Consider the following 14,176-nt stretch of genomic DNA (forward strand, 5'->3'; position numbering starts at 1 on the left):
GAACTTCCGATGTGGAAACAATTGTGGGAGAGTCACAGTGGACGAATCATCGGTATAGCAGCTGGGATCGGATTAGGTCTAGTGTATTTATTCGTTGGGTTTTGGGACATGCTCTTTGTTGCGCTGCTCGTATTTATCGGTTATTCCGTTGGCAAGCATAAAGATATGGACTTAGGCCCCATGATACCGTGGCAGCGAATGCGTGTGTGGCTGTCCGATCACTGGAGATGGTTGAAGTAGTCCTATGGACGCTCCGAACGACTGTGGCACCGCCGGTCAACCGACGGGGAGCTAATCGGGGCGGGCATAGGATTTTTTCATGGTCGAGCCATAAGGATGTTCCCCGACATATCAAGTAATCATTTGGCAGCAGAAATAAAACATTGATGATATAGCGCATCGACTGCTGGGACATCATGTTGATAAGAGCGCAGGAGGAACAAAGATGAAAAGACGTATCGCGAGAGAAATGGCCATTCAAAGCTTGTACCAATTAGAAATGACAGGGATTACACCTGAACAAGCGGTCGAAATGGTCGTGGATGAAGCGAAGCAAGAGGACAATGAGACGGGTGTAGAGGCAAAGGATGCCTCCGCCATGCGTGAACATGTACTGACATGGGTGCATGAGACTTGGGCGAAGCGCGAGGACATTGACTTTGTTTTGACAGGGTATTTGAAAGGCTGGCAGGTAGATCGACTTTCAAGAGTAGATCGTCAAATATTGCGCCTTGCCAGTTACGAATTATTATACCGTGATGATGTACCACCAAAAGTAATCGTGAACGAAGCAGTTGTATTGGCGAAGCATTTTGGTACGGATGAGTCAGGCAAGTTCGTAAACGGTGTATTAGGACAAATGCTGCGTGACCGCAATCCTTCGGAAGCGATTTCGGAAACGGAAACAGGCGAAGGCGCAACTTCTGGTACAAAACCAGATGTAGAAGCTGGTGCTGTAGAACAAGAATAAGTGTTTGAGTTAAGTTTGACATGGTTTGCTTGAATTAAGCAAGGAAGGGCATTTGGTGTTCTAACGTGTGTTAACATAGATGTATTTCTATTGTTGATCGTGCTTCATGTTGTAATAGATAACGATTTGCATTGGGGGAGAGAACATGACTGGTTCTTTGATGAATGGTAAAACGGTATCAGCAGCTATGCGTGAAGAAATGAAACAAGAAGTGGACAGATTGACAGCAAAAGGTGTTCAGCCTGGACTTGCTGTTGTATTGGTCGGAGAAGATGCGGCATCACAGGTGTATGTGAACAGTAAGCATAAGACTTGTTTGGAGCTAGGTTATTACTCAGAAGTACACCGACTCCCAGCAGATACGACGGAATCTGATCTTCTGGCACTTATTGAGACACTGAATGGACAGTCTACGATTCATGGTATTCTGGTTCAGCTTCCTTTGCCTAAGCATATCAACGAAAAAGCTGTAATCGATGCAATTGCGGTTGCCAAAGATGTGGATGGCTTTCATCCAGTAAGTGTCGGCAATCTGGTTATTGGAGACGAGTCTTTATTACCATGTACGCCTGCAGGTGTTATTGAACTGTTGAAGCGTCATGAAGTAGACATTGCAGGCAAACATGCGGTTGTCATCGGGCGCAGCAATATTGTGGGCAAACCAGTGTCCTTGCTGCTTCAGCGAGAGAATGCAACTGTTACAATGTGTCATTCACGCACCGCCAACATGAAGGAATTGACGCGTCAAGCGGACATTCTTGTTGTTGCGATTGGTCGCGCCAATTTTGTAGATCGTTCCTTCCTTAAGCCAGGTGTTGTTGTGATTGACGTAGGCATGAATCGGCTTGAAAACGGCAAGCTTGCAGGTGATGTTGATTTTGAAGATGTCAAAGATCTGTGTGATTGGATCACGCCTGTTCCAGGTGGTGTAGGTCCGATGACGATTACGATGCTCATGTACAATACACTTAAAGCAGCAAAGCGGATTCATCATTTAACGTAACAGATATATGAGGTATACAGAAATGCAGGGTGATAGCGGTGAAGGACTACCGGGTATCACCCTGTGTCTTACTTATAAGGCGGGAGGATGTTGATGTCACGTACAGATGAACAGCGAATTATGTCCGTTAAGGATCTCAATCGATACATTCGTATGAAACTGGATGGCGATGAACGCATGCAGGATATTTGGCTGCGCGGAGAGATATCCAACTTTACGCATCATTCCAGCGGCCATATGTACTTTACATTGAAGGATGCAGACAGTCGAATTAAAGCGATTATGTTTGCATCCAACAATCAAAAGCTACCGTTCCGGCCGAAGGAAGGTACGCGAGTAGTCGCAAATGGCTATGTGACCGTGTATGAGCGTGATGGACAGTATCAGTTCTATGCACAGCAGATGCAGCCTGATGGAATTGGCAGCTTGTATTTGGCCTATGAGCAGTTAAAGCAGAAGCTTCAGGGCGAGGGCTTGTTTGACGAGGGGCGCAAAAGACCGCTGCCGACTTTTCCTAGAGCGATTGGTGTTGTAACTTCGCCAACAGGAGCCGCCGTGCGTGATATTTTAACAACACTTCATCGTAGACAACCAGGAATGACCGTACTGGTCTATCCGGTATTGGTACAAGGCAAGCAAGCAGCCTCTTCAATCGCGCATGCAATACATGCTCTAAACCGCCATGGTGAAGTGGATGTGATTATTGCAGGTAGAGGCGGCGGCTCATTGGAAGAACTATGGGCATTTAACGAAGAGGTTGTAGCACGGGCGATCTCAGAATCACATATTCCTGTTATTTCTGCGGTTGGTCATGAGACGGATTTTACGATTGCTGATTTTGTTGCGGATTTACGGGCACCAACACCAACAGCGGCAGCGGAGCTGGCTGTTCCTCATCAGGAGGACCTTAAGCAGCATTTGCATCACCTGAATCGACGACTAAAGCAGGCGATGCAGCGTAATCTTGCGATACAGCAAGAGCGCCTGTTACGAGTACAGCAATCACCTGTCATTCGGAAGCCGAAACAAAGCGTACAACAGTACCGGGAGAGATTAGCACGCTGGAATGAACGATTGTTAAACAGAGGCAAGTTGTCTGTCGTTAGTGCAGAACATCGTCTACAGGCAGCAACCGCAAGATTGCGTGAGCAATCACCGCTGCATCAGACCAAGATGGCGAGATCACGTCTTGTCACAAATTCCAAGCAGCTTCGTTCTCTTATGAGCAGCATCGTCAACAAGCAGCAGATGCAGCTTCACGGGGCCATGCGTCAACTTGATGCATTAAGTCCGCTTAAAGTAATGTCAAGAGGATACAGCCTGGTATATGATGAACAGGAAAATAGACTTATTAAGCAAGTTGCAGACGTGCAGCTTGGTGATATTATAAAAGTTAAAGTGACGGACGGGCAGCTCAATTGCCAGGTATGGTCCATGAAAGGGAGAGAAGACGATGAGTCATGATACGGAACAAGTACAAGCCATGTCCTTTGAAGCTGCGATGGAACGCTTAGAGCACATCGTCAACCAGTTGGAAAGTGGAGATGTTCCCTTAGAGCAAGCGATTGAGTTATTCCAAGAAGGGATGATGCTGTCGAAGAACTGCTCATCCAAGCTGGAACAGGTTGAGCGCAAAATCGAAATGCTGACAGAACAAGACGGAGAATGGCAGAGACAAGCGTTTCAACCGGAAGCAGGTGACCTGATTGAATAACGCCGAAGCAAATCTGGCATTGGAACACTATCTGAAGTCACGGGTAAGCGAGATTGAGGAAGCGCTTCCGAAGACTATTCCCGTAGATTGGTTATTTCCTGACAATCTAAAGGAATCGATGATGTATTCGTTAATGGCCGGAGGAAAGCGGCTGCGCCCCGTGTTTGTGTTAGCAGCTTGTGAGAGCTTGGGGGGCAACGTGCAATCGGCAATGCCTGTAGCTTGTGCGGTAGAAATGATTCACACCTATTCATTAGTTCACGACGATCTGCCAGCGATGGACAATGATGATTATCGTCGTGGCAAGCTGACTAATCATAAAGTACATGGGGAAGCGATGGCGATCCTCGCCGGTGACGGGCTGCTCACCCATGCATTTTATAGTGTGACCCAAGCAACTCGTCAGTATGGTGTGCCAGCAGATATCATCTTAACGGTAGCTGAGGAACTGTCTTATTATTCGGGAATGATAGGGATGGTCGGCGGACAAGCTGCTGATATGCTAGGCGAGCAAGGCGTTACTTCAATTCAACAGCTTGAATATATACATCTGCACAAGACAAGTGATCTGATTGTTTTTTCCCTTCGTGCGGGTGCAAGAATAGGCGGTGCTAACGAGCAGCAGATTGCCGCGCTGACCGAATTCGGCAGAAAGCTTGGCCTTGCATTTCAGATTCAGGATGACATACTGGATATTATTGGTGATGAAACATTGCTCGGCAAACAAAAAGGCAGCGATGAAAAGAGCGGCAAGGTAACCTATCCTTTCTTTATTGGACTGGATGCGTCTAAAGCGGAAGTCGCACGATTGACGCATGAGGCGAAATCAGCTGTTGTGGATGCTAACTTACCATATCCAGCAAGACTGTTGGAACTGGCTGACTATTTGATGAACCGAGTGTATTAATGGAATGAACAACTAGTGGATTAAGTTTCGAAGTGCAGCTGCTCATGTGTTATAATAAGCGGGTACCTTTTATGCGAGAACTTTTACATGAAGTGGTGTATATATAGACAGGTTTTAATTCTGGGATAAGAGTTTAAAATAACCACATTAGAGATGAATATGACATGTGAAATACACCAACCAGGTAGTGCATCATCATCAAATGAACCAACGAAAGCGAGGGAAAACCCGTGCTGCTCGAACAGATAAATCAACCTAGTGATCTGAAGCGGCTGACGGTGGATCAACTGCCAGCGCTCGCCGAAGAGATTCGCCAATTCCTCATCGAGAAGCTGTCTGCCACTGGCGGGCATTTGGCACCTAATTTGGGCGTGGTAGAACTTACAATCGTCCTTCATTATTTGTACAATAGTCCGAACGACAAGTTTTTATTTGATGTTGGACATCAATCATATGTTCACAAAATATTGACCGGTCGCAAGGATAAATTTGATACACTCCGGCAGTACAAAGGCCTGTGCGGATTTATTAAGCGCTCTGAGAGCGAGCATGATGTATGGGAAGCAGGCCATAGCAGCACATCGTTATCTGCAGCAATGGGGATGGCGCTGTCGCGTGACCTAAAGGGTGAGGACAATAAGGTTGTCGCCATAATCGGGGATGGTGCTTTAACCGGAGGTATGGCTCTGGAGGCCCTCAATCATATTGGCCATGAGAAGAGAAATTTAATGGTCGTGCTAAATGATAATGAAATGTCTATTGCGCCTAATGTAGGGGCTCTTCATAATTATTTGAGCAAGATCCGCTCAGACCGTACGTATGTAAAAGCAAAGGAAGAAGTAGAGCAGCTTTTGAAGAAAATACCGGCCATCGGCGACAAGCTTGCCAAAACAGCTGAACGGATGAAGGACGGTTTAAAATATTTAGTTGTTTCAGGTATGTTATTTGAAGAGTTTGGCCTGACATATTTGGGCCCTGTAGATGGGCATGACATCAAGAAACTTATTGATACATTTGATCAAGCAGATCGTGTTGAGGGTCCTGTGCTTGTGCATGTCATTACCCGCAAAGGCAAAGGGTACTCGCCTGCGGAAGCGGATTCGCACAAGTGGCATGGTATCACGCCTTACAAGATTGAATCTGGTCAAGTTGTAAAGGCAGTCGGCAATCCCATGTATACAGAAGTGTTTGGCAATGCGTTGATTGAGCTTGCAGCGCAGGACGAACGAATTGTTGCGGTAACACCTGCTATGCCAGGCGGCTCAGGCCTGTTGCAGTTTGCGGAGAAGTTCCCAGGTCGGATGATAGACGTAGGTATCGCTGAACAGCATGCAGCAACCATGTGTGCTGCACTTGCGCTGGAGGGCATGAAGCCTGTCTACGCGGTATACTCAACGTTCTTGCAACGCGCCTATGATCAAATCGTCCATGATATTTGCCGTCAGGATGCAAATGTCATTTTTGCAATTGATCGTGCCGGATTCGTCGGTCCGGACGGGGAGACTCATCAAGGAATATACGATATCGCGTATATGCGTCATATTCCGAATATCGTGCTGATGATGCCTAAAGACGAAAACGAGCTGCGACACATGATGAAGACAGCTGTGGAATACAATGATGGACCTATTGCCGTGCGTTATCCACGTATTAACGGTGTCGGTGTGGAATTTGACCAAGAACTTCATTCAATTCCAATTGGAAGTTGGGAAGTCGTTCGTCAGGGAGAGAATGCAGTTGTGCTTGCTGTCGGACCCATGATCCAGGTGGCAGAGGAAGCCGCCGAGTTGCTGCGACGTGATGGTATACAGCTGCGCGTCATTAACGCCCGTTTCATTAAGCCGCTTGATGAAACGATGCTGTTGCAGCTTGCCAAGGAGCATTTGCCAATGGTCGTATTGGAAGAAGCTTGTACCAAGGGCGGGCTTGGCAGCAGCGTGCTGGAGTTTTATGCAGAGCGACATATTTATAATCAAATGATCACCCCAATTGGTGTACCGGACTATTTTGTTGAACATGGAAGTATTAAGCAGCAGCGCGAAGAAGTCGGCTTGACTGCGGATCGGGTTGCCAACGAGCTAAGAACGATGTTGTTTTCGCGTGGTGACAATCGTTTGACACGCGCGTAACGTAATCATGACAAGACAGGAGCAAGGGCATGTCAACACCGAAAGAACGCATAGATGTGCTGCTCGTCGAGCAAGCCTTCTATGAAAGCCGCGAAAAGGCTAAAGCCGCTATAATGGCGGGACTTGTCTATGCGGACGGAGAAAGAATCGAGAAGGCGGGTATGAAAGTACCTCGTGCTGTCTCCATTCATGTGAAGGGGGCGCCGCACCCTTATGTAGGACGCGGCGGCCTAAAACTGGAAAAGGCTATCCAGCATTTTGATCTTGCTCTGCAAGACGCGACGATGATTGATATTGGCGCTTCAACTGGAGGATTTACCGATTGTGCACTCCAGAACGGTGCTGCTATGGTATATGCCGTAGATGTTGGATACAATCAATTGGATTGGTCCTTGCGGAACGATGAACGTGTAAAAGTGATGGAGCGTACGAATTTCCGTTACGTCGAAAGAGAACATCTTGAGGGACCTCAGCCGGATTTTGCATCGATTGATGTTTCCTTTATCTCCTTGAAACTTATATTGCCGCCTTTGCGGGCTCTGATTACACGTCCAGGACGTATTGTCGCCTTAATTAAGCCGCAATTTGAAGCAGGTAGGGAGAAAGTTGGAAAGTCAGGAGTTGTAAGAGATCCGGCTACGCACGAAGCTGTACTGCGTGACATTCTCGACTTCGGAACCGAGATGGGCTTCGCGTTGCAGGGCCTAACGTTTTCCCCTATTACGGGAGGCGAAGGAAATATAGAATTTCTGGCGTATTGGATCGTGCCGGATGTATCAAGCGAAAGCCAGGCTGTAACGGTGTCCCGCGATTACATTGCACAAGTTGTCAAGGATGCCAATCAGAAATTTCGCGTTTCTTCTTGACGACTAAGCAGTCATTTCAGAAATGTGTATTAGACGAAACCCATCCGTAAAGGGACAAGCATCCAACGGATGGGTTTTCTTTTGCTGTTTACCCCCTTTTTCCTATACAATGGACATATACAGCAGATTGAAGCCATTTCACATAACTATGAACCATTATCATGTACCTCTAATTAAGGATGGTGTAGGCATGAGGGGCGACTATGCCGTATTGTGGTTTATTATTATTGGACTTGTTGTATGGGGCGTCTTCGCCAGCAGGCGTGCCTTGTTCCGGTCAGAGCCTATGGAGCAAATATATTTGTCCGACCATTATGTTCATGACGATGAGACAGAGCGCTTGCTTGAACAGGAAGGTTATGAGATTGTTGGCGGCAAGTTCTCGGTGCCCATACGAATTCGTGTTGATGAGCATGAAGAACTGAGTTCCCGATTGTGGGTAGACTTGATAGTGCGGCAAAATGAGGACTGGTACGTCGTACGATGTGCAAGAGAACGAATGCAGTTGGATTGGACGGCGAGTGGTATCCGCAAGTTATGGACCACGTACTTTCTTGCATTCCCGGATTGTGCAGGGGTTGTCATTGTTGATATGGCGGAACGTAGTGTCAGAGTCATTCGTATGGATGTAGGAGAGCCGAGTGGTTCCAGCGAATAAATAGTCAAGTGTATAGAGCTTAATACTGGTTTTGGAGGGTCTTCATGAAAGGTCAAAGGCATATTAAAATTAGAGAGATTGTAATGAATAACGATATTGAGACGCAGGATGAACTGGTTGATTCCTTAAGGAAGGCTGGTTTTCATGTCACGCAAGCGACAGTGTCAAGGGATATGAAGGAACTCCATTTAATAAAAGTACCGATGGATAATGGCCGTTATAAGTACTCTTTGCCGATCGATCAGCGGTTTAACCCGGCTCAGAAGCTGAAGCGGGCCCTGCTTGATAACTTTGTTAGTGTAGACCGGGCAGAGAATCTTGTGGTAATCAAATGTTTGCCGGGAACGGCTAATGCAATAGCGGTACTGATGGATGCGATTGAGTGGCCTGAGATTCTAGGAACCGTGTGCGGTGATGACACGATTCTGATCATCAGTCGGACGAAGGACACTGGGCAAGGTGTTGTGGATCAAGTGATGAGTTACATTTCATAATCATATGCAAAGATAGGGCATAGGAGGGGATGCCGGGATGTTAGTAGCATTGTCAATCCGTCACTTGGCGGTTATCGAAGCGGTGCAGTTGCATTTTCATAAAGGGTTTCATGTGCTTACGGGGGAGACAGGGGCAGGTAAATCCATAATTATTGATGCGCTGAGCCTCATTGCAGGCGCAAGGGGCTCTTCGGACTTTGTCAGATACGGGTGCGAACGTGCAGAAGTGGAAGCCTCGTTTGAACTTGACGATGATCATCCCGTATGGGATACAGTCGACAGGCTTGGCATTAATGCGTCCCGGGATGAATTACTGATCATCAGACGTGAACTGACGGCGCAAGGCAAGAGCTTCTGTCGGATGAATGGACAGATGGTGAACTTAACGATGCTGCGCGAAGTTGGTGAAATGCTGATAAACATTCATGGTCAACATGAGCATCAATCGCTCTTGAAGGTGGACAAGCATCTGGATTGGCTCGATGCATACGGCGGGGAATCATTATCTGAGGTGAAACGGCGATATACGGCGCAGTACAATCGATATAAAGAAGTCCGGCGTGAAGTGGAACAGTTAAAGCAGACCAGTCAGCAAACGTATCAAATGTTAGATTTGTACCGTTTTCAAATCGAGGAGCTGTCGTCTGCACAGCTAAAATTAGGTGAAGATGAATGGTTGGCGGAAGAAAAGCGTAAACTAACCAATGCCGAAAAACTTATGGATAATGTCAATGGCGCATATGAAAAATTGTATGGTCAAGGGGCAATGGACGCGGTTAGCTTAGCTGTTGACCGATTGGAGCAGATTGTTCCGGTAGACCCTGAACAATTTCAACCGATTGTGGAGCAATTGCAAAACGCTTTTTATCAATTGGAGGATGCTGCTTTCCAACTGCGTGATTATCGTGAGCAGATTGAATTTAATCCTACACGATTGGAACAAATTGAAGATCGATTAGATCACATCATCGGACTAAAGCGGAAATACGGGTCAACAATTGAAGCTATGCTGCAGCACCTTGAGCACATTCAAGGTGAGGTGGACAAGCTGGAAAATAAAGACGAACGGATCGAGAAATTAGAAAAAGAACAGGCAATCCAGCTTGAGGAAGCGATCTTGTTAGCAAGTGAGCTTAGTGATTTACGGAAGCGGCTTGCTGCTGAATTGACGCTTCGGATCGAGAGCGAGTTAAAGCATCTTCATATGGAAAGAACACGGCTTGGTGTTCGAATCGATCTTCTTCAGGATAACCAAGGCGTAGATGTAGATGGTGTAGCTACTCGTTTGACTAAGAAGGGATGGGATGATGTTGAGTTCCTTATTTCCCCCAATCCAGGTGAGCCGCTGCGTCCGCTGCATAAGATTGCGTCTGGCGGTGAGCTGTCGCGCATAATGCTGGCGCTAAAAACCATATTTGCAGAAGTTGATCGTATCCCAGTTCTTATCTTTGATGAGGTGGATACAGGGGTTAGTGGTCGGGCTGCTCAGGCTATCGCGGAGAAGCTTGCCGAAGTGGCTGGAAGTGGGCAAGTATTTGCCATAACCCATTTGCCACAAGTGGCTTGTATGGCTGATCATCAGTATTACATCGAGAAACGGGTCCTGGACGAACGTACGTCTACTTATGTGACCGAACTGGACGAAGATGGACGGGTACAGGAGCTCGCGCGTATGCTTGGCGGGGTGGAAGTTACGGAAAAAACAGTACATCATGCTCAAGAAATGCTTAAATTGGCTGAACGTCAAAAAGGTGCTTAAAATCAAGGTTTTGAGGAATCATTTTCACTTATAAAAGGTTGGGGTCAAGGTTAACTTAATGTTACGATTAAGGGCCATTCCCTTAAACGTCAAAGCTTCGAAGCAAAGGAGTGTGGACACCTTTGAACCCCAACATTAAACGGCTGCTAGGTCTTGTGCTTGTTCTGATCATTAGTATCGGCTGCACAACAACCCCATTTCGCACTTATGCTGCATTACCAAGCGAATTACGTTTATTTGAAGGGCAACAAAAACAGCTACATCTGGTAATGCCAGTAATGGCAAATGCAACGGTTGACCGTCCTGACATTTTACAGGTCAATGGCAAACGTACGGCAGCGTTGAATGTGTCTCTTCGTCAGCCGCTCTCGCTCTCGACTTCACAAGCAGGACAGGCAAAGCTGAAGTTGAAGCTGTTTAATCGGATTCCACTTAAGACACTGAAAGTAAATGTCGTGCCGGATTTACGAGTTATCCCGGGTGGGCAAACGATTGGTGTAAAAGTGAAATCTGACGGCATCTTAGTAGTTGGTCATCATCTGGTAAAAGTAAGTGAAGAACGTAAATTATCACCCGGAGAAGATGCAGGTGTTCAACTTGGTGATCTTATTGTGCGTATGAATGGAACCCGTATTCAGGATGTGTCCAAAGTTGCGGAGATTGTACGTCAGGCAGGAGAAGCAGATAAAGCCTTGGAATTAGTCATACGTCGTGGTGCCAATGAAGTGCAGACAAAGCTGCAGCCTGCGTATGATGCTGAGGATAAGCTCTGGCGCCTTGGTCTCTATATTCGCGATTCAGCAGCAGGTGTAGGAACATTAACATTTTACGCACCTGATCAGGGCGTATATGGGGCTCTAGGACATGTAATTACTGATATGGATACGCAAACACCAATTGTGGTTGGCAAAGGTGAGATCGTACAGTCCAATGTAACCTCTATTTCCAAAAGTCAAAATGGCGAGCCGGGCGAAAAAAGAGCTCAGTTTGTAAAAGAGAGCAGAGTTCTAGGCAATGTGGAGCGAAATACACCGTTTGGAATTTTTGGAAAAATGACTGCGAATCCAGAACATAGTGTCTTTACGGAGCCGATTCCAATTGGCTTTAATGAAGAAGTGCAGGAAGGGCCTGCTGAAATGCTGACAGTTGTGAATGGACAGCAGGTCGAACGTTTCAAGATTGAGATCGTACATGTGACACGTCAGTCCGCGCCTGCAACAAAGGGAATGGTCATACGAATTACGGACCCGCGCTTGCTTCAAAAGACGGGTGGAATTGTTCAAGGAATGTCAGGCAGTCCAATTATTCAAAATAACAAGCTTATTGGAGCTGTGACTCACGTCTTTGTAAACAATCCAAGCTCGGGTTATGGTTGCTTTATCGAATGGATGTTGCAGGATGCAGGGGTAGTATTGTCTAATTCACAATGGTCACAACAAGGGAAGGTTCACGGCAATCGCGTGGACCTTTCTTTCGTTGTCGAAACATCACGAACAACCATGAAGCATGTTGAAAAACAAACGAAATTATAATTATAAATGTTTTATTGAGAAAAAGAAAGAAAAATTATATTCGACAGAAGGTATTTCATTTTAGATGTCGAATATCATAAACAAGAAAGAATTAACGCCACGTCACTTCAAAGCACAATAAGACGCGACGATTGCGAAACTTGTTTAAGGGAGGATCCTCAGTTGCAAAAGATTGAAGTATTATTAGCGGATGACAACCGAGAATTTACGAATTTGTTAGCGGATTTCTTGTCGGAGCAGGAAGATATGGTCGTCACGGGTGTTGCCTATAACGGCGAGGAAGTGCTCCAATTCCTGGAGCAGTCGAGAACTGTCCCCGACGTCCTTATTCTTGATATTATTATGCCTCATTTAGATGGTTTAGGAGTATTGGAACGATTACGCCAGCTTAATTTATCCCCGCAGCCTAAGATCATTATGCTTACTGCTTTTGGTCAGGAGAGTATTACACAACGTGCGGTTCAACTTGGTGCCTCTTACTACATATTAAAACCGTTTGACATGGATGTGTTAGCGAACCGAATTCGTCAGCTTGCCGGCTCTTCTTCGGCTCATATGATATCAAGTTCTAATGCAAGCTCGTTTATTACGAACTCTTCCTTGAAGTCCAACGTAGTGCCGCTGTCTAAGAGCAAGAACTTGGATGCGAATATTACAACAATTATTCATGAAATTGGCGTACCTGCTCATATTAAAGGATATCAGTATTTGCGTGAAGCCATCACAATGGTGTACAACAATATCGAGATTCTTGGCTCTATCACCAAGACACTGTACCCAGCCATTGCAGAGAAATACAAAACCACGCCATCCCGCGTTGAACGTGCGATTCGTCATGCGATTGAAGTCGCTTGGACACGTGGCAATATCGACAGCATCAGTCGATTATTCGGCTATACGATTAACATCAGCAAGTCGAAGCCAACCAACTCAGAATTCATTGCAATGGTTGCAGACAAGCTGAGAATTGAGCATAAGGTTAGCTGATAACGCTGCTCAGATACATTCTGAAATACATTGAACTTATCGGGGAAGAGATTTTCGAAGCTGGAACGTTAGATGTAAATGGAGGGCTATCCATGAAAACGTTATCTTCGCAAGCTAAATCGCCGCATCATGAGTCGAGTATTTATAAGCAGAACATGCGATTGAAATAGTGGCGGATGTGAAAGCAGGGCACATTCGCCCGCAACAATTCCTTTAGCAAGGAATTGTTTAATACCTGTCCAACTCGCGAATATATACCGCCGAATTTCCTCTTATGCTCAGACTTCTAGCTGCAATTCTCCTATGCGACTACTTATCTAAAATGACCTTATTCTTATTCAGTACGAATAATCGTAAAAATCGATCTCTAGCCAAGAACAATGGCGTTGTATCGTTGTATATTACATTAAGCCCCGTCATTAATAATGGCGGGGCTTAACATATGATTGCTTCAATGACATATTACATTAGCGTGCGTAAATTGACTAATTCTTTAGGGTTCTTACTAATTTTCCTATTTAGTAACCTTTTTCTGTTGTTTAAGTGAAGATGATAATTTATAACTCTACTTGCTTTGATATTTATACCAATCTAAGCACTTTAGACAGATTTATTTCATTTTATTATGGTATGCAACCCTCGACCAAAAATATATGGCACATCCTATCAATAGAAATGTCATTTGCACACCGGGCGTCCCCTTAGTAAACATGTCAAATAGTGCCCATCCCAGCAAGGCTACGGTATAAAATATAAATCCATTTTTTGTGGATTTCTCGTTTTGAAACTGTTCCATTTCATCTGCTTTGCGCAATTTCATCATAGGCTTCCCTTCATGAATATAAATTCGTTCATTTATAAAGCGTAAAAAATCATATAGCCCTCACATTAAATAACGTATATGGAGCAGTTTATTCTAAATTGAAGAGGAGATAAATCTTAAATGTAAAACATACTTTACATCTTTTATTGTACTGTTTCTTTTCAAAATGTCAAATATATTTTACATTCCAACTATTTTCTCTGACGTGAAACATGAAAGTTTTGTGATTGCTATTTAATGATATGAATTTACTGGAATTTCTGTTGTGTGATATACTTACAAAAAATAACTATATATTTACTAAGATCAAATGGCGTGAACCGACGAAGCAGAA

General features: G+C 45.3%; 13 protein-coding genes. All 13 read left to right on the forward strand.

Annotation, left to right across the window (positions count from 1 at the left end; translation table 11 throughout):
• The first annotated feature begins 9 nt into the window (after positions 1-9).
• Entirely contained in the window at positions 10-240 is a 231-nt protein-coding gene (locus tag MH117_RS02685; protein WP_239327072.1) for a DUF2273 domain-containing protein, read from the forward strand.
• Positions 241-445: 205 nt separating this feature from the next.
• Positions 446-970 (forward strand): transcription antitermination factor NusB, encoded by a 525-nt coding sequence (gene nusB, locus MH117_RS02690; RefSeq protein ID WP_239327074.1) that lies wholly within the window; start codon positions 446-448, stop codon positions 968-970.
• Positions 971-1,115: 145 nt separating this feature from the next.
• Positions 1,116-1,973 (forward strand): bifunctional methylenetetrahydrofolate dehydrogenase/methenyltetrahydrofolate cyclohydrolase FolD, encoded by an 858-nt coding sequence (folD, locus tag MH117_RS02695; protein ID WP_239327076.1) that lies wholly within the window; start codon positions 1,116-1,118, stop codon positions 1,971-1,973.
• A gap of 93 nt (positions 1,974-2,066) precedes the next feature.
• Positions 2,067-3,437, forward strand: a complete 1,371-nt coding sequence (xseA, locus tag MH117_RS02700; protein ID WP_239327078.1) for an exodeoxyribonuclease VII large subunit — start codon at positions 2,067-2,069, stop codon at positions 3,435-3,437.
• Positions 3,427-3,687 carry an exodeoxyribonuclease VII small subunit gene (gene xseB / locus MH117_RS02705; RefSeq protein WP_239327080.1) on the forward strand — a complete coding sequence of 87 codons (261 nt, stop codon included), beginning with the start codon at positions 3,427-3,429 and terminating at the stop codon, positions 3,685-3,687. Before xseA ends, xseB begins: the two co-directional genes overlap by 11 nt.
• Complete coding sequence (locus MH117_RS02710) at positions 3,680-4,594, forward strand: polyprenyl synthetase family protein (RefSeq protein WP_275444472.1); 915 nt, start codon at positions 3,680-3,682, stop codon at positions 4,592-4,594. The genes xseB and MH117_RS02710 overlap by 8 nt, the downstream gene beginning before the upstream one ends.
• A 230-nt stretch (positions 4,595-4,824) precedes the next feature.
• Positions 4,825-6,723: a 1-deoxy-D-xylulose-5-phosphate synthase gene (gene dxs / locus MH117_RS02715; protein ID WP_239327082.1), complete on the forward strand. Its 1,899-nt coding sequence runs from the start codon at positions 4,825-4,827 to the stop codon at positions 6,721-6,723.
• 29 nt (positions 6,724-6,752) lie between these two features.
• Entirely contained in the window at positions 6,753-7,589 is an 837-nt protein-coding gene (locus MH117_RS02720) for a TlyA family RNA methyltransferase (RefSeq protein ID WP_239327084.1), read from the forward strand.
• 148 nt (positions 7,590-7,737) lie between these two features.
• Positions 7,738-8,247 carry a DNA-binding protein gene (locus tag MH117_RS02725; protein WP_239327086.1) on the forward strand — a complete coding sequence of 170 codons (510 nt, stop codon included), beginning with the start codon at positions 7,738-7,740 and terminating at the stop codon, positions 8,245-8,247.
• Between the two features lie 44 nt (positions 8,248-8,291).
• Positions 8,292-8,741, forward strand: a complete 450-nt coding sequence (gene ahrC, locus MH117_RS02730) for a transcriptional regulator AhrC/ArgR (protein ID WP_028544156.1) — start codon at positions 8,292-8,294, stop codon at positions 8,739-8,741.
• A gap of 37 nt (positions 8,742-8,778) precedes the next feature.
• Positions 8,779-10,500: a DNA repair protein RecN gene (recN, locus tag MH117_RS02735; protein WP_239327088.1), complete on the forward strand. Its 1,722-nt coding sequence runs from the start codon at positions 8,779-8,781 to the stop codon at positions 10,498-10,500.
• Between the two features lie 122 nt (positions 10,501-10,622).
• A complete protein-coding gene (gene spoIVB, locus MH117_RS02740) occupies positions 10,623-12,032 on the forward strand; it encodes a SpoIVB peptidase (protein WP_239327090.1) in 1,410 nt (469 codons plus the stop codon).
• A gap of 162 nt (positions 12,033-12,194) precedes the next feature.
• Complete coding sequence (spo0A, locus tag MH117_RS02745; protein WP_239327092.1) at positions 12,195-13,019, forward strand: sporulation transcription factor Spo0A; 825 nt, start codon at positions 12,195-12,197, stop codon at positions 13,017-13,019.
• Positions 13,020-14,176: the final 1,157 nt, after the last annotated feature.

The organism is Paenibacillus sp. ACRRX (assembly GCF_022346885.1).
Lineage (GTDB): Bacteria > Bacillota > Bacilli > Paenibacillales > Paenibacillaceae > Paenibacillus_B.

Bases quoted from the DNA above. Each gene is read 5' to 3' on its own strand.
- MH117_RS02685 (WP_239327072.1), top strand. From the start codon at position 10: ATGTGGAAACAATTGTGGGAGAGTCACAGTGGACGAATCATCGGTATA.
- xseA (WP_239327078.1), top strand. From the start codon at position 2,067: ATGTCACGTACAGATGAACAGCGAATTATGTCCGTTAAGGATCTCAAT.
- folD (WP_239327076.1), top strand. From the start codon at position 1,116: ATGACTGGTTCTTTGATGAATGGTAAAACGGTATCAGCAGCTATGCGT.
- MH117_RS02720 (WP_239327084.1), top strand. From the start codon at position 6,753: ATGTCAACACCGAAAGAACGCATAGATGTGCTGCTCGTCGAGCAAGCC.
- recN (WP_239327088.1), top strand. From the start codon at position 8,779: ATGTTAGTAGCATTGTCAATCCGTCACTTGGCGGTTATCGAAGCGGTG.
- nusB (WP_239327074.1), top strand. From the start codon at position 446: ATGAAAAGACGTATCGCGAGAGAAATGGCCATTCAAAGCTTGTACCAA.
- MH117_RS02725 (WP_239327086.1), top strand. From the start codon at position 7,738: ATGAACCATTATCATGTACCTCTAATTAAGGATGGTGTAGGCATGAGG.
- xseB (WP_239327080.1), top strand. From the start codon at position 3,427: ATGAGTCATGATACGGAACAAGTACAAGCCATGTCCTTTGAAGCTGCG.
- ahrC (WP_028544156.1), top strand. From the start codon at position 8,292: ATGAAAGGTCAAAGGCATATTAAAATTAGAGAGATTGTAATGAATAAC.